Origin of the sequence: Pectobacterium aroidearum, from assembly GCF_015689195.1 — a bacterium.
Taxonomy (GTDB): domain Bacteria; phylum Pseudomonadota; class Gammaproteobacteria; order Enterobacterales; family Enterobacteriaceae; genus Pectobacterium; species Pectobacterium aroidearum.
Map to the genome: position 1 here is coordinate 203515 of NZ_CP065044.1, position 16296 is coordinate 219810.

General features: G+C 54.4%; 16 protein-coding genes. 2 read left to right on the forward strand and 14 right to left on the reverse strand.

Annotation, left to right across the window (positions count from 1 at the left end; genetic code table 11):
* Positions 1-107: 107 nt before the first annotated feature.
* The 3 genes from glpX to I2D83_RS00860 all read right to left on the reverse strand — a co-directional run bounded on the left by glpX (position 108) and on the right by I2D83_RS00860 (position 3777).
* Positions 108-1118 (reverse strand): class II fructose-bisphosphatase, encoded by a 1011-nt coding sequence (gene glpX / locus I2D83_RS00850; protein WP_012772899.1) that lies wholly within the window; start codon positions 1116-1118, stop codon positions 108-110.
* Positions 1119-1372: 254 nt separating this feature from the next.
* Positions 1373-2884 (reverse strand): glycerol kinase GlpK, encoded by a 1512-nt coding sequence (gene glpK, locus I2D83_RS00855; RefSeq protein WP_012772900.1) that lies wholly within the window; start codon positions 2882-2884, stop codon positions 1373-1375.
* A gap of 53 nt (positions 2885-2937) precedes the next feature.
* On the reverse strand, positions 2938-3777 hold the full coding sequence (locus I2D83_RS00860; protein ID WP_180779150.1) for an MIP/aquaporin family protein: 840 nt from the start codon (positions 3775-3777) through the stop codon (positions 2938-2940).
* A gap of 696 nt (positions 3778-4473) precedes the next feature.
* Between I2D83_RS00860 and zapB the strand changes: the two genes are divergently transcribed.
* Entirely contained in the window at positions 4474-4713 is a 240-nt protein-coding gene (gene zapB, locus I2D83_RS00865; RefSeq protein WP_010281529.1) for a septal ring assembly protein ZapB, read from the forward strand.
* A 118-nt stretch (positions 4714-4831) separates the two neighbouring features.
* Here the strand turns inward: zapB and rraA are convergent, their stop codons facing one another.
* The 7 genes from rraA to priA form a co-directional block, all read right to left on the reverse strand.
* Positions 4832-5317 (reverse strand): ribonuclease E activity regulator RraA, encoded by a 486-nt coding sequence (gene rraA / locus I2D83_RS00870; RefSeq protein WP_010281528.1) that lies wholly within the window; start codon positions 5315-5317, stop codon positions 4832-4834.
* 134 nt (positions 5318-5451) lie between these two features.
* Positions 5452-6369: a 1,4-dihydroxy-2-naphthoate polyprenyltransferase gene (locus I2D83_RS00875; protein ID WP_205947381.1), complete on the reverse strand. Its 918-nt coding sequence runs from the start codon at positions 6367-6369 to the stop codon at positions 5452-5454.
* 145 nt (positions 6370-6514) lie between these two features.
* On the reverse strand, positions 6515-7846 hold the full coding sequence (gene hslU, locus I2D83_RS00880) for an HslU--HslV peptidase ATPase subunit (protein ID WP_180779152.1): 1332 nt from the start codon (positions 7844-7846) through the stop codon (positions 6515-6517).
* Between the two features lie 9 nt (positions 7847-7855).
* Positions 7856-8386 (reverse strand): ATP-dependent protease subunit HslV, encoded by a 531-nt coding sequence (gene hslV / locus I2D83_RS00885; protein WP_005973334.1) that lies wholly within the window; start codon positions 8384-8386, stop codon positions 7856-7858.
* 83 nt (positions 8387-8469) lie between these two features.
* Positions 8470-9345: a cell division protein FtsN gene (gene ftsN / locus I2D83_RS00890; RefSeq protein WP_071820980.1), complete on the reverse strand. Its 876-nt coding sequence runs from the start codon at positions 9343-9345 to the stop codon at positions 8470-8472.
* An 88-nt stretch (positions 9346-9433) separates the two neighbouring features.
* The gene (gene cytR, locus I2D83_RS00895; protein ID WP_012772905.1) at positions 9434-10477 is read right to left on the reverse strand and encodes a DNA-binding transcriptional regulator CytR; all 1044 of its coding nucleotides are present in this window, start codon (positions 10475-10477) and stop codon (positions 9434-9436) included.
* A 276-nt stretch (positions 10478-10753) separates the two neighbouring features.
* Positions 10754-12952, reverse strand: coding sequence for a primosomal protein N' (gene priA, locus I2D83_RS00900; protein ID WP_181847420.1), 2199 nt, complete (start codon positions 12950-12952; stop codon positions 10754-10756).
* 314 nt (positions 12953-13266) lie between these two features.
* Between priA and rpmE the strand changes: the two genes are divergently transcribed.
* A complete protein-coding gene (rpmE, locus tag I2D83_RS00905; RefSeq protein ID WP_012772907.1) occupies positions 13267-13482 on the forward strand; it encodes a 50S ribosomal protein L31 in 216 nt (71 codons plus the stop codon).
* A 126-nt stretch (positions 13483-13608) separates the two neighbouring features.
* On the opposite strand, the gene I2D83_RS00910 is transcribed toward rpmE, so the two are convergent.
* The 4 genes from I2D83_RS00910 to I2D83_RS00925 all read right to left on the reverse strand — a co-directional run bounded on the left by I2D83_RS00910 (position 13609) and on the right by I2D83_RS00925 (position 16293).
* A complete protein-coding gene (locus I2D83_RS00910; RefSeq protein WP_180779155.1) occupies positions 13609-14019 on the reverse strand; it encodes a type II toxin-antitoxin system HicB family antitoxin in 411 nt (136 codons plus the stop codon).
* A gap of 27 nt (positions 14020-14046) precedes the next feature.
* Positions 14047-14226: a type II toxin-antitoxin system HicA family toxin gene (locus I2D83_RS00915; RefSeq protein WP_010281507.1), complete on the reverse strand. Its 180-nt coding sequence runs from the start codon at positions 14224-14226 to the stop codon at positions 14047-14049.
* Between the two features lie 97 nt (positions 14227-14323).
* Positions 14324-15334: a FecCD family ABC transporter permease gene (locus tag I2D83_RS00920; RefSeq protein WP_205947382.1), complete on the reverse strand. Its 1011-nt coding sequence runs from the start codon at positions 15332-15334 to the stop codon at positions 14324-14326.
* On the reverse strand, positions 15331-16293 hold the full coding sequence (locus I2D83_RS00925; protein WP_205947383.1) for an ABC transporter substrate-binding protein: 963 nt from the start codon (positions 16291-16293) through the stop codon (positions 15331-15333). Before I2D83_RS00925 ends, I2D83_RS00920 begins: the two co-directional genes overlap by 4 nt.
* Positions 16294-16296: the final 3 nt, after the last annotated feature.

Below are 16296 nucleotides of genomic sequence, written 5' to 3' on the forward strand. Positions count from 1 at the left end.
GAATTATCTAGGGTATTGACGCCACTATTCGTGCATTTAAGTCGTGCGTTTAAGATACGCTATTTATTAACAACTGTGAAACAATCAGTCAGCCGGGCAATCGCCTGTTACAGCAAAAATTCGTGCAGCGTACGATCCTTGCGATCCAGATAGTGTGTCGACTTAATCCGGCGGATCGTGCGGGATTTGCCGCGGATCAGCAGCGTTTCCGTGGTGGCCATGTTGCCTTTACGCGCGATCCCGTCCAGTAAATCACCTTTGGTGATGCCGGTCGCGGAGAAAATCACGTTGTCATTACGTGCCATGTCATCAAGTTTGAGGACGCTGCCCGCTTCGATGCCCATTTGTCGGCAGCGTGCCAGCTCATCTTCGCCGATACGGCGGTTTTCAGCGCTATCGCCTTTAACCTGATGACGTGCCAGCAAACGTCCTTGCATGTCGCCATCAAGCGCGCGAATCACGGCCGCTGAAATCACGCCCTCTGGCGCGCCGCCGATGCCATATAGTACGTCAACTTCGCTGTCCGGCATGCAGGTGAGAATGGATGCGGCTACGTCGCCGTCTGGAATGGCGAACACTTTCACGCCCAACTGCTGCATTTCCGCGATGCAGGCATCGTGGCGCGGTTTAGCCAGTGTCGTTACGGTTAACTGGCTGAGCGGTTTACCCAGCTTCAGCGCGATATTGCGCAGGTTGTCTGCCAGCGGTAGGTTGAGGTCAATCGCGCCTTTCGCTTCAGGCCCGACGATCAGTTTTTCCATGTACATGTCTGGCGCGTGCAGAAATGCGCCTTTTTCGCCAACGGCCAGCACGGCCAGCGCATTCGCCTGACCCATTGCCGTCATCCGCGTGCCTTCAATCGGATCGACGGCGATGTCTACGGCATCGCCCTTGCCGGTGCCGACCTGCTCACCGATAAACAGCATGGGTGCTTCATCGATTTCCCCTTCGCCGATGACAATCTGACCGTTGATATTGACCTGATTCAGCATGATGCGCATCGCCTGTACGGCGGCATTGTCGGCGGCATTCTTGTCGCCACGACCTAACCACTTATAGCCTGCCAGCGCGGCTGCTTCGGTGACGCGCGAGAACTCGATGGCTAATTCACGTTTCATAAATACCTGTCTGTTGTCGTTCGGGAAAGAAGTGGCCTTATGTTAGCCACTTAAGCCTGGATTTAGGTGAAACGCGGTGATGAGGTTCCCGCAGGGACGCCTCGCACCGTGGTCGCCCCGGTATCTCGGTTCTTAAGCGATCAACATTAGGATATGGGCGAGGATTTTATCACAACGGGGGAGAGTGGCGGTTGGGCGATAGGGAAAAAACGGGCGCGACAGGCGCGCCCGATGTGGATAGATGTGGTGATAGATTAGGCGTCGTGATCTTCCCAGTTGCGGGCGCGAGCCACGGCTTTCTGCCAGCCGCTGTAACGATAATTACGCTCCACGGTTTCGATGCTGGGGCGGAATTCGCGCTCGATCGTGGCTTTGCTCTTCACTTCGTCCAGATCGTTCCAGAATCCTGTGGCAAGGCCTGCCAGGAAAGCGGCACCCAGCGCAGTGGATTCGCGCACTTCCGGGCGTTCCACGCGCGTGCCGAGAATATCGGACTGGAACTGCATCAGGAAGTTGTTGGCGACCGCGCCGCCGTCGACACGCAGCGCTTTCAGGCGTGTATCGGCATCTGCCTGCATGGCATCCAGTACATCGCGGGTCTGGAAGGCAATGGATTCCAGCGTTGCACGGATAATGTGGTTAGCATTCACGCCACGGGTCAGACCGAAGATTGCGCCACGGGCATACGGGTCCCAGTAAGGGGCACCTAAACCGGTGAAAGCGGGTACGACGTAGACGCCGTTGGTGTCCTTCACTTTTGTTGCGAAGTATTCGGAATCCATTGAGTCGCCGATCAGCTTCAACTCATCACGCAGCCATTGGATAGAAGCGCCGCCAACGAATACCGAGCCTTCCAGCGCGTAGTTAACTTCGCCGCGTGGGCCGCAGGCGATGGTGGTCAGCAGGCCGTGTTTGGACAGCACCGCTTCTTTACCAGTGTTCATCAGCAGGAAGCAGCCAGTGCCGTAGGTGTTTTTCGCCTGCCCTGGATTGACGCAAAGCTGGCCGTACAGCGCCGCCTGCTGGTCACCCGCGATACCGGCGATAGGAATACGTGTGCCGCCTTTACCGCCAATGTTGGTCTGGCCGTAGACTTCTGAAGATGCGCGCACTTCCGGCAGCATCTCACGCGGGATATCCAGCGCTTCCAGCATGCGGGTATCCCACTCCAGCGTATGAATATTAAACAGCATGGTGCGGGAAGCGTTGGTGTAATCCGTTACGTGAACACGCCCCTGCGTCATTTTCCAAATCAGCCAGGTATCAATCGTACCAAACAGCAGTTCGCCGCGTTTGGCGCGTTCACGAGAGCCTTCAACGTGATCCAGAATCCATTTCACTTTGGTGCCGGAGAAGTAGGGGTCGACCACCAGTCCGGTGGTGTTGCGAACGTACTCTTCCAGACCATCTTTCTTCAGCTTTTCACAAATGTCCGCAGTGCGACGACACTGCCAGACAATGGCGTTATAAATCGGCTTGCCGCTCTCTTTTTCCCAGACGACGGTGGTTTCACGCTGGTTGGTGATACCAATGCCCGCGACTTCATCCGAGCTGATGTCGGCTTTGGCCAGCACTTCGACCAACGTTGAGCTCTGTGACGCCCAAATCTCCATGGGGTCATGCTCTACCCAGCCCGCTTTTGGGTAGATCTGGGTGAATTCACGCTGTGAAACGCTCACGATGTTGGCATCGTGATCCAACACGATGGCGCGGGAGCTGGTTGTGCCCTGGTCGAGTGCGACGATGTATTTTTTTTCCGGGTTCATAAATCCAATCCTGTAATGATTAACCGTGAAATAGGATGGTCGTGGCGTTAAGTTTAACGGCTTTCACGACGCGTGGTAGTTTCTGCCTCGGGTTCGCACACATCGCATGGCAAATTACGGCCAATCAGTGCGCGATAACCGAAGGCACCCAGACAGGCACCGATGATGGGGCCAAAGATAGGAACCAGGAAGTAAGGGATTTCGCGTGCGCCAGTAAAGGCGACGTTGCCCCAACCCGCCAGGAAGGCGAACAGCTTAGGACCAAAGTCACGCGCTGGGTTGAGAGCGAAGCCGGTCAGCGGCCCCATAGATGCACCGATGACGGCAATCAGAATACCGATCAGCAGGGGAGCGAGTGGCCCGCGTGGGATACCGTTACCATCATCGGTCAGCGCCAGAATCAGACACATCAGGATGGCGGTGATGACGGTTTCAACCAGCAGCGCCTGCATGACGGAAATGTGCGGGTTCGGATACGTTGAGAAAATGCCGGCTAAACTCAGGCTTTCCGTACTGCCACGCACCATGTTGTTGGTCTGCTCGAAATCCACGAACAGATTGTGATAAAGACCGTAGACCAGTGCGGCGGCACAAAATGCCCCGGCAATCTGCGCCAGAATGTAAGGCACCACTTTGCGCCCATCGAAACAGGCAAACAGCCACAGCGCGATGGTTACTGCTGGGTTGAGGTGGGCACCGGAAATCGCGGCGGTCAGGTAGATTGCCATCGCAACCCCCAGACCCCAAATGATGCTGATCTCCCACTGTCCGAAGCTGGCTCCCGCCAGTTTCAATGCGGCGACGCAGCCGACGCCGAAGAAAATCAGCAGGCCAGTGCCGAGAAACTCGGCGATACACTGACCTCTTAGCGTTGAACGTTCTGCTTGGCTCATATTTTTTTCCTGCTGGGTAACATACAGAGTGGTAGGTCTAAGGATACCGCTGAGTGGCATCCTCTGTTTTAAATGTATTTATGATGTGAATTTATCGTTAATGCGCGAAAACGAGAAATATCGAAATTGAAATGTGTGTTGTGCGTCAAGAAAATGAGCGTATTCGCTTATAAAATGACTCGCCGTGGTTTTTCGCACAAGGTTGATAGTAACGCTCAGGTTAAATTTATTAACACTTACCCGTCATACTTCAAACTGTATGTGCGTTGGCTTCCCTTACTCACCCCAGTCACTTACTGGTGTAAGCTCCTGGGGATTCGTGCGATCGCCGCCTTCCTACAATTTGAATTATTTTGGGTAACATAGGAGTAATGGGGAAGCGAACAGGAGTAGTTTTCAACCTATGCCACTCGCTTTTCCGTTTGCGCTGCCTGTTTTTCAGTTTGTACTGCCCGTTTTTAAGTTTGTACTGATAGTGTTACGTAAGAAAAGCTGCCACACTCGCGTAGTGGGGGATGTGCGCTAGACAGGTGGCGGTTGGCTACATACAATTTCGCTATGGTCTGTCTTGCCAGCCGTCCCGCGGTCAGGATTATGTTTACGGGCGGATGGCGACACCGTTGGGTGTTGGTTACAGAGTCCGAAAGCCAGCGTTAACCGATCTTTGCCTTGTTGCGATTAAAAGGGGTTTGAAGAATGTCATTTGAAGTGTTTGAAAAGCTGGAAGCGAAAGTTCAGCAGGCGATTGATACCATCACGCTGTTGCAAATGGAAATTGAAGAGCTGAAAGAGCAGAACAATGCGCTGTCGCAGGATGTTCAGGCGGCTGCGGGTTCACGTGAAGCGCTGGTGCGCGAGAACGAACAGTTGAAAGAAGAGCAAGTGGTATGGCAAGAGCGCCTGCGCGCGCTGTTAGGCAAAATGGAAGAAGTCTAATAGGACTTGTCGGCTCAGGCGACGGAATCGATTATCGATTGAGCCAAATAAAAAAGGGCGTATATCGCCCTTTTTTGTGATGACATTGCCGTGATGAAAACGCGAAGATTCAACGAGATTATTCAATATCCAGCGGGTCTTCCGCCAAAATAATACCGGTGTTATCGGCATACAAATGGTCACCGGAGAAGAAGGTTACGCCACCGAAGTTGACGCGAATATCGCTCTCTCCGATGCCTTCGCTGCCTGCGCCGACCGGAATGGCCGCCATCGCCTGAATACCGATATCCAACTCAGCCAAGTCGTCAACCTGACGCACTGCGCCATACACGACAATGCCTTCCCATTCGTTTTGCGTCGCCAGCCGGGCGATTTCCGCGTTGATCAACGCGCGGCGTACGGAGCCCCCGCCATCGACCAGCAGCACGCGCCCGAGGCCGTTCTCTTCAAGGAGATCGAAAAGCAGGCCGTTATCCTCAAAACATTTCACCGTGGTGATTTTGCCACCAAATGAAGTACGCCCGCCAAAGTTAGAGAACAGAGGCTCAACAACATTCACCTCTTCGTGGTAGATATCGCACAGTTCGGAAGTATCGTATTTCATAGGATTAACGTCTGTTTGCCGCTGGAATCATGAGTATATCCCTTTCTGGCGGCTGTTGGCAAAATCATCAAATGTTAACTTGATGCGAATCAGTAAATACGCACCGCTTTTCGCCTGCGCTCACTTTACCCGCACTAACTCAGTATCACGCCAACGGCGAACAGAATGTTGGTCAGCAGCGCGCCTTTCACCGTTTTTTCCAACATCGGACGCATGCTGAATGCGCTGGTTTCACGCAGCACATAGCGCGCCTGTTTAATCAGCAACGGGAGCGTCAGAATAAAAAGCCAGCCCGCCAGGCTGTGCAGATAAAATGTTGCAAACAGACCGAGACAAACCGGCGCCAGCAACAGCAGTATCGTGTGGTAGAAACGCGCTTTTTCCGCGCCGAGGCGCACAGCCAGCGTGTTCTTGCCACTGATGCGATCGTTGTCGATATCGCGCAGGTTGTTGATGTTCAATACTGCCGTTGCCAACAGACCGCAGGCCGTCGCAGGCAGCATGACGATGCTGTCGAAGTGGCCGGTTTGCAGATAATACGACCCTGCGACGCTGAGCCAGCCGAAAAAGATCAGCACCGAGATATCGCCGAGCCCAATGTAGCCATAGGGTTTATTACCGACGGTATAGGTGATGGCGGCGAAAATCGCCAGCAGCCCCAGAATCAGGAAACCAAAGATATCCGCCGGCTTTTCACACGCCAGAATCACCAGACTCACGCCGGAAATGATGGTAAGCACGACCGTCACGATCAGCGCATTGCGCAGTTGCGTCAGCGTAATGGCGCCGGTCTGGATGCCGCGCAGCGGCCCGATACGGTCCTCGGTATCGCTGCCTTTTACCGCATCCCCATAGTCGTTAGCCAGATTGGAAAGGATTTGCAGCAGTCCGGCGGTCAACAACGCCAGTAATGCTACGCCCGGTTTAAAGCTGCTATGCCAGCTCGCAATCGCCGAGCCAGTGACGATAGATGCGAAAGCTAATGGCAACGTTTTTGGACGCAGACTATCCAGCCAGGCTTTGGTTTTGCTGCTATGGGTTGATAAGGTCATGGTGTGCTTCAATTTTTATTGACGATCCAATTGCGTGAATCATCCGTTTATAAACAAGAAAAGTCAGTGATGGCGGCGTCAGAAACAAAAGTGGGAGGCCAACGCCTCCCACTTTATCGTTAATCGTGCGATCCGCGAAAACGGATTATAAGATAAATCGACTCAGATCTTCATCTGCTACTAATTCATCCAGATGATTACGTACGTAATCTGCGTCAATGGTAACGCTTTGACCGTTCATTTCGCTGGCGTCATAAGAAACGTCTTCGATCAGACGCTCCATCACGGTATGCAGACGGCGCGCGCCGATATTCTCGGTGCTTTCGTTTACCTGCCAGGCGGCTTCGGCAATGCGGCGGATACCATCAGCGGTGAACGAAATATCCACACCTTCCGTCGCCATCAGCGCTTTGTACTGTTCGGTCAGCGAAGCGCTCGGCTCTGTCAGGATACGCTCAAAATCTTCCGTCGTCAGCGCCTGCAATTCCACGCGAATCGGCAGACGTCCCTGCAATTCTGGAATCAGATCGGACGGGCTGGCAACCTGGAATGCGCCGGAGGCGATAAACAGGATGTGGTCGGTTTTGACCATACCGTGCTTGGTAGACACAGTGCAGCCTTCAACCAGCGGCAGCAGGTCACGCTGAACGCCTTCACGAGAAACATCCGGGCCGGAGCTTTCGCCACGCTTACAGATTTTGTCGATCTCGTCGATGAACACGATACCGTGTTGCTCAACGGCCTCAATCGCCTGCTGTTTCAGCTCTTCCGGGTTCACCAGCTTGGCGGCTTCTTCTTCCACCAGTAGTTTGAACGCGTCTTTGATTTTGATCTTGCGGGCTTTTTGTTTCTGGCCTGCCAGATTCTGGAACATGGACTGGAGCTGGTTGGTCATCTCTTCCATGCCCGGCGGAGCCATGATCTCGACGCCAACGGGTGCGGCAGCCAGATCGATCTCGATCTCTTTGTCGTCCAACTGGCCTTCACGCAGTTTCTTACGGAATGCCTGACGCGCAGCGGAAGGTTCTGGTGTGCTTTCTGCCTGACCCCAGTTGTTTTTCGCTGGTGGAATCAGCACGTCCAGAATGCGATCTTCTGCCATCTCTTCCGCACGGAAGCGGTTTTTTTCGATGGACTGGAGGCGTACCATTTTGATCGCGGAATCCGTCAGATCGCGGATGATGGAGTCAACTTCTTTACCTACGTAGCCAACTTCGGTGAATTTGGTGGCTTCCACTTTGATGAACGGCGCATTGGCGAGCTTCGCCAGACGGCGAGCAATTTCAGTTTTACCGACGCCGGTCGGGCCGATCATGAGAATATTTTTAGGCGTCACTTCATGACGAAGTGCTTCGTCCAACTGCATACGGCGCCAGCGGTTACGCAGCGCGATGGAAACGGCGCGTTTCGCTTTATGCTGGCCGATGATATAGCTGTCGAGTTCGCTGACTATCTCGCGCGGGGTCATTTCAGACATAGTTGATCCTTACGCCTTGGAGGCTAATTCTTCTATCGTGTGGAACTGGTTGGTATAGATACAGATGTCGCCAGCAATCCCCAGAGATTTCTCGACGATATCACGCGCACCCAGCTCGGTGTTTTCCAGCAACGCACGTGCGGCGGCCTGCGCATAAGGACCACCGGAACCAATAGCGATCAGGTCATTTTCAGGCTGCACGACATCACCATTACCGGTAATGATCAGCGAGGCATTTTCGTCCGCGACGGCCAGCAGTGCTTCCAGTTTGCGTAGCATACGGTCGGTACGCCAGTCTTTCGCCAGTTCGACAGCGGCTTTCACCAGATGACCCTGGTGCAATTCCAGCTTACGTTCAAAAAGCTCAAAAAGGGTGAAGGCATCCGCCGTGCCGCCTGCGAAACCAGCAATGACGCGGTCATGGTAGAGACGACGTACCTTACGCACGTTGCCTTTCATCACGGTGTTGCCCAGAGTGGCTTGTCCATCACCGCCAATGACCACCTGGCCATTGCGGCGTACGCTTACAATTGTTGTCACGAGTCAGTCCCCGTTTGAAGAAAAAGATCCCCGCATGATTCGGGGCGCATTGATGTTATAGATGGGGGAAGGCGTGGGGTTTTTCAACCCCCGCTGGCAAGAGGAATACAGTTTGATGCGCCCGCGCTTTTCAGGCGTTGGATCATGCTATCCGCGGCAGCACGGTTGTTGTAAGGCCCCAGCATAATACGGTTCCAGCCGCCGTTAGAGGTGATGCGGCTTTCGATACCGGCAAATGCCAGCTGCGCTCTCACCGATTCGGCAGGGTCCATGGTTTTGAAGGAACCACACTGAATTGCCCAGCGTTGAGTTTTCTCGGCTTTTGGCGCTTCAGGCTGCTTGACCGGCTGTTGCTTCGGCGCTTCCTGTTTTGGTGTCTCTTGTCTTGGCGTTTCTTGTCTTGGAACAACAGGCGTCGTTTGCGTGACCGCTGGTGCACGCGTTGCGGGCTGTGTTGTCACAACAGGAGGCTGCTGCATCGGTTGCGTCGACGGCTTAATCGTTACCTGAGAGCGCGGAACCTGCGTCTGGTCGTTATACGGCACCTCAGAGAGCTGCGTTGGCTGACGACGCATATCAGACTGCATCTGTTCTAACAATTGGCGCTGTTCATCGGTCAACTGTACCGGCGAGCGGATCTCACCACCTGCAGAAGGCTCCGTTGGCGTTGTGACGCCCAACTGACGATTTTCCAGCTCTTTGATGTAGCGCCAGCGTTCTTCCGGCTTAGGTGGCAGCCCATTACCTTTGCCCACGTTTTGATGCGGCAGAACGGGGGACTCGTCCGGTTTGTTATGGGCGATAAAGTACAGACCGCCCGCGAAGGTGACCAAAACGGCAACAGCGAGTGCGATCATCGTTTTTGATGCACCTGAAGCCTTGCCTTTTTTTCGGCTATTTGTCGTTTTCCGACGCGTCCCTGATGAACGTCCCCGGCTCACGTAGTCTCTTTGTGCCACTGTCGTTTCGCTGTGAATTTATAAGTAAATAACATAATTAGGGGGTCATGTTACTGAACCCTCAAATATTTGACCAGCACCTGAAGTCTTAAAGCCTGTTACGAGCGAAATTCGGCGCAGCGACGCTGTCGCGTATGACCAGTTCACTGGACAACAGACGGGAACCGCTTTGTACCGTGTTACCTTGCAACTGCTCTAAGAGTAGCAGCATTGCCTCGCGTCCGATCTGATAACGAGGCTGGGCGACAGAAGTCAGGGGGGGCCAGCAGTACTGCGCCTGTTCGATATCGTCGAAACCGATGACGGAGAGGTCACGTGGGATATCCAGCCCCATCTTTCTTGCCTGCGCCAGTACGCCCAGCGCCATGAGGTCGCTATGACAGAAGACCGCGCTGGGCGGCTGTGGGTGCTGCATCAGCGCAATCAGGCCATTTATTCCGGTTTCGTAGGTGAAATCACCGCGAAAGATATATTGGTTATCGATAAGAATCCCATTGCGCCGCAGGGCCTGAATATAGCCCTGTAGGCGATATTGACTCAGGTGCATGTGCTCCGGGCCGGCAATACAGGCGATGCGCTGATGGCCTGCCTGATAAAGATAATGTACGGCTTCAAAGGCGGCGGTCAGGTTATCGATATGCACGGTTGGCAGTGCCAGATCCGGTGAAAACTCATTCGCCATCACCATCGGCGGCAGATTACGCTGCTCTTCCTGGCCTGCGTCAAACGGCAGATTGGAACCCAGCAGCAACATGCCGTCGATCTGTTTGGTAATAATCAGGTCAACGAAGGTTTTTTCTTTCTGATGTTGGTGAGCACAGTCGCCAATCAGCACCAGATAGCCGTGTTCGGCTGCAGTTTCCTCGATCCCGCGAAAGATTTCGGAAAAATAGGGATCGCAGATATCCGGTACGATCGTCAGGATCGTGCGTGATTCGTTACGCTTGAGGTTCCTGTTGAGCGCGTGGGGCGAATAGCCAACGGCGATGACGGCCTGCTCGACCTTCCTGCGGGTGGTCGCAGAGACTTTCTCCGGATTCATTAACGTTCTGGATACGGTGGCGGTGGAAACGCCCGCCTCATCCGCCACGTCTTTCATCGTCGCCGTGGTGACGCCTTTCTTCTGCTTCAACGCTTTTCTCCTTGCGTCAGCGTTAACTGGCGCTGACTGTCAGCAGAACGCTCCTGCCTGCTGACTCTCTATGATGACGGGTAACGCTCTTCGGCGCAGTATGCCGACTGACTGGCACGATACGTCAGGCCAGCATACTGCCTGCGCAGACAGTGATAACAGATTGAACGCAGGTTTTGTTGCTTAATTTGCACAGAAAGTGTGATGAATATCGTGTTCTCGACGCCGATCGCAAAAAAGGCGTAGCAAGAAACCAAAATGATCTAACAAGAAACGCTAACTGTCCGTGGGGTCGACATCCAGCATCCATTTCACTTTACGTGCCTGCGGCAGCGTGCCGATTAGCGCCATCGAGGTTCTGACCAGTTTCTGTAAGAGCGCTCGGGAAGGGTGCTGTAGCAAGAGTTGCCAGCGGAAACGCCCCGCGCGTTTGGGTTGCAAAGCCGGGACCGGGCCCAGCAGCCAGAGCGATTCATCCCGCAGCGGGCTCGCTTCCAGCAAATTACGCAGTTGCTGGAGGAATAACGCGGCCTGCTGATTATCGTGATCGTCGGCGCGGAAGAGGATATGGCTGGTAAACGGCGGCAGAAAGACGCTTTTCCGCTCGGTAAGTGCCTGGCTGGCAAAGGCATCGTAGCCCTGTTGTAGCAGAGTTTGTAATAGCGGATGTTCCGGGTGGTGCGTTTGCAGCGCCACTTCACCCGCCTTGCCCGCGCGTCCCGCACGACCTGCCACCTGAGTATAGAGCTGGGCAAAGCGTTCGGCCGCGCGGAAGTCGGCGGAGAACAGTGAACCGTCCACATCCAGCAGGGCAACCAGCGTTACGTCAGGGAAGTGGTGGCCTTTCGCCAACATCTGGGTGCCGATGAGAAGACGTGCGCCTCCTTGCCTGACCTGCGAGAGCTGCTGCTCCAGCGCGCCTTTGCGGCTGGTGGTATCACGGTCGATACGGGTGATTGGGACATCTGGAAAGATCGGGGCAAGGCTTTGCTCAAGCTGCTCAGTGCCCAGACCGACGGGCACCATATTCGTCGAGCCGCAGCTGGGGCACTGCTGCGGCACCGGGCGCTGGCTGTCACAGTGATGGCAGCGCAACATCTTCTGGTGCTGGTGATAGGTATAGTAGTGATCGCAACGCTGACACTCGGCAATCCAGCCGCACTCGTGGCACATCACCACGGGAGCGAACCCGCGCCGATTAAGGAACAAGATAACCTGATTATCGTTCGTCAAATGATGGCGGATGCGGGTAATCAGCGGTTGAGATAACCCTGCCGTCAGCGGCAGCCCTTTCAGATCGATAACGTGCTGTTTGGCCAGTGCGGCATTGCCCGCTCGTTTGGTCAGGTTTAGGCGACGGTATTTGCCGATCTGGACGTTATACAGCGTTTCCAGCGCGGGCGTCGCCGTCCCCATAACGATGGGAATGTCTTCCTCTCTGGCGCGGAATACCGCCAAATCGCGGGCGTGATAGCGCCAGCCTTCCTGCTGTTTATAGGAGCTGTCGTGTTCTTCATCGATCACAATCAGTCCCAAACGGGCAAAGGGAGTAAATAGCGCTGATCGCGTTCCGATAACGATGGCGGCCTCACCGCTGCGGGCGCGTAGCCAGACGGCCAAGCGTTCGCTGTCGTTGAGTGCAGAGTGCAGCACATCCACCGGTGCGTTAAAGCGTTCGCGAAAGCGGGCGATGGTTTGCGGCGTCAGGCCAATTTCTGGCACTAACACCAGCGCCTGCTTGCCCTGCGCCAGCACGTTTTCCAGCACGCTGAGATAGACTTCGGTTTTGCCCGAACCAGTGATACCCGCGAGCAGCCAGGCGGCAAAGTGGTTATCTTCGCTGCGGATCGCACCGACGGCAGTAGCCTGCTCGGTATTCAGACGCAGCCGGTCAGTTGCCAGACTAAAGTTTTGACGCCAGTCATGAAGCGTTTGCTCCGCGGCCTGTAATTCGCATAGCCCTTTGCTACGTAGTGCCTGCAACGCCGTTTCCGTCAGCCCGATTTCGCTCACCTGGTGGCGATAAATCGGCGACTGAAGTAAAGCCGCTAACGCCTGCTGCTGCTTCACGGCGCGTTTGAGCGTGCTGAGCGGCGTTGCCCGGCCCTGCTCGGTGGCAAACCACTGCCAGAGCGGGGCACGGTGTGCGGGCTTCCCCTGACGCAGTAGGATCGGCAGCGCGTGAAACAGCACTTCGCCAATCGGGTAGTGATAATACTCAACTGCCCACAGCAGAATGCGCCACAGGCTGGGGGGGAACAGCGGCTGCTCGTCCAGCACATCATGCACGGGTTTTAATTGTTCAAGCGGAAGCTCGCTGGTGTCGCTCAGCGCGGTAATAATACCGATAGCTTTACGGTTACCAAAGGAGACGCTGACGCGCGCGCCGACCTGCGGAGCGATGCCTCCTGCGGGTAGCAAATAATCGAATGTACGTGCCAGTGGCACGGGCAAAGCGACCTGAGCGACAGACATAACTTCTCCGTGGTAATCGACGTGGATTGGCGAGGCGATCCACGACACAACCGGGTGGTTTGTATCACGCGCCGCGCAGGGTGAAAATAACGCAAGGCGCTAGTGTACATGCTGCGAGGGATAATGTGTGGATGCGATTGCATCGGGGTATCAGATTCTGTATGATCCGCCGCCACTGTGCTGTTCGCGCAAATGATAGGTCGTTCGCGAAAATCATTGCGCCGTTCGCATAATGAAACTTACTTATACAACTTTCGTGTGGTGTCTGGCGGAACAGGGCTGGATAGCGACACGGCCTTAACTGAGGTTTCCCCATGAAAAAAGGTATTCACCCGAATTATTCTGCAGTTACTGTAACTTGCTCTTGCGGTAACGTGATCAAAACCCATTCTACCGTGGGTCGTGACCTGAACCTGGACGTTTGTGGCGAATGCCACCCGTTCTACACCGGTAAACAACGTGATGTTGCAACTGGTGGCCGTGTTGACCGCTTCAACAAGCGTTTCTCCGTACCAGGCACTAAAAAATAAGTTTTACTGGTCAATTGGCACTGTCCTTTTTGGCATCGCCCATTTTGACATAGTAACTTTCGACAAAGGCACCGACAGGTGCCTTTGTTGTTTATGGCGTGCCAGCATTGTTCATCAAGAAATTGTTCATCGGGAAGACGAAATTCGCTCTAATGCCGCCTGTGCAAGAAAACCCGAACGACTTTTAAATTCTGGATTACTCGCCACGCAACGATCAATGCGGTCAATCAGCGATTTGGGCAATGTAACGTTAATTTTTTCTGAGCCGCCCATTAAACGAGTTACATCAATATCAACAACCGCCCACGTGTACCCTGCATACTCAGACCCTTTTGCCAACTGACCTACTGTTGATACGGTGGGAATATCCTGACCCATCTCAACCAGTAGCTCGATATGTCCGGTAATCGCTTCTTTAGCGTTTGCGATAGCATCGTCTAGCGTATCGCCTGCAGAAAAACAGCCCGGTAAATCTGGTACTGTTACGCCGTATGCGTGAGTATCGTCGCCTGCTTCAATTGCAATGGGATAAAACATAATTCAGCCTCTTCGAGTCAGCGATGATCATATTCCTGCCTGTTTCCTGATGCTTTTTACCGTACCTATTGGTAAATCCTTCTTGGGGTGGGGGATTGTGACTAATCCCGGTTTGCTGGGGTGCATAAAATGGTGGTGGCTTCCGTTCACTCGTATCAGCTCCCACCCATCGGCCTTGATTTCTGCGATTAACGTCCTGCTATCCATCCCTGCACTCCACTCCCTTTTATTAAATAACAATAACCCCAATAACTCCGGTAGACAACATTTTAGAGTTATTGGAGTTATTTTTAACTTACACTTTTTATCCCTGCTGACGTTTTACCAGCATCCCCAGAACGAAGATGCCGCCTAGCCCTGCCGTAATAATCCCGATGGGCAATTCCTGTGGTGCCAGTAGCTGCCGGCTGAGCCAATCACCCCCGCACAGTAATATCGCACCCAGTACAGCTGTCATTGGCAGAAGCCTCTTGTGTAGCACGCCGCTCAGCGGGCGGGCCAGATGGGGAATCATCAGGCCGATAAAACCGATCACGCCGGTCAGCGCGACCAGTAGCGAGGTGGCAAAAGCGCAGCAGATGAAAATTTCCACCCGTACACGAGACAGGTTAACCCCCATTGAGGCCGCAGTTTGTCCGCCAGCGAGCAGAGCATCGAGCGCGCGCCAGCGCAGGGCGGTGAGACCGAATAGCAGCAGAACGCTGAACACCGCAAAAGGTAACGTGTCCCAACGAGCAAGGCCCAGCCCGCCCAGCGACCAGAAAAGAATCGAGCTGGCAGCTCGCTGATCGCCAGAAAACACCAGATAGTTTGTCAGTGCGCCGAACAGAAACGAGATCGCCAATCCGCAAATGATCAGGCGTTCTGCACCGCGCGCCTGTTGCAGCAGGAACAGCACGGTCACGGCGGCGGCCGATAAAATACCGCCACAGAAAGCCGCCATCGGCAGCGCCCAGTCACCGAGCTGCTCACCAAAGCGGGTGATGACGGCGACCGCCCCCGCCGAGGCGCCGGCAGACAGGCCAAACAGAAAAGGGTCAGCCAGATCGTTACGGGTTGCCGTTTGCAAAAAGGCCCCGACCATCGCTAACCCTGCGCCGCACAGTGCCGCCAGAAGGCTACGGGGAATACGCAGTTCCAGAATGATACGTGATACCATCGGTGAGACATCCGCCGATGATAACCCTAAGACACTGGCGACCTGAGTAAGGGGAATCGTCGTACTGCCAGTCGCAATATTTACCAGCATCAGCCCTGCCAATATCAGTAGCGCAACGACAAAGGTTGCGGCATAACGTGAAGATGTTGGGCTCACTGAAAGGCATCCGGGTAGAGTGCGTGCGCCAGTTTATCGACGGCAGCGATATTTGCTGGCCCCGGGGTGAGCTCCGCATATTGCAGCTTCAGATAGCGATGCTGTTGTACGGCTGGGGTAAATTTCATCAGCGGATGTGATTCTAGAAAACGTCTTAACGCATCTGCGCCGTTGCCCGCCTGGTAATCCAGCAAAATAATAAAGTCAGGCTCGCGCGCCGCCACGTTTTCCCACGATGTTGAGGCCCAGCTCGTTGCCATATCGTCCATCACGTTCTTGCCGCCCGCAGCCTCAATGATGGCTGTTGGCATGGCAAACTTCCCGCTGGTAAAAGGCTTATCGTCGCCAGAGTCATACAGGAAAACCGTCTGTTTCGGCCGATCGCCAATACGGGTTTGCAGGGCGGCAATGTGCTGTTTCCAATCGTCAATCTGCTTCTGAGCTAGCTCCTGCTTACCGAAGATCTTCCCCAGTTTCAGCATGTCGCCGTAGAGCAGATCCATGCTGGCTCTCGGACGCTGCTGCTGCGGTTCGGTGAAAACGCAGCTTTCGCTGAGCACCAGCGTCTGAATGCCGTATTTTTTCAGCGCTTGCGGCGTGACTTCACCACCGACTTTCATGCCGTAGTTCCACCCTGCAAAGAAGAAATCCGGGTGTACGGCCAGCAGGTTTTCCAACGTCGGGTATTTTGCTGCCAGTTCAGGGATCGTACCCTGCTGCTTGATAAAGTCAGGGGGCGCTTTATACCAGCCGGTGATACCGGTCAGCCCGACAATACTTTTTTGCAGCCCAAGCGCAAATGCCATTTCCGTCATGTTCAGGTCATGAATAACCGCGCGCTGCGGTGGCTGGGTGAAGGTTAGCGATTGCCCACAGCTGTCGACTGTGACCGGAAAATCTGAGGCGTGCGCCCAGTACGACGTCAATGCCAGCAGTCCAGACAGAAGCGTTATTTTCATCAG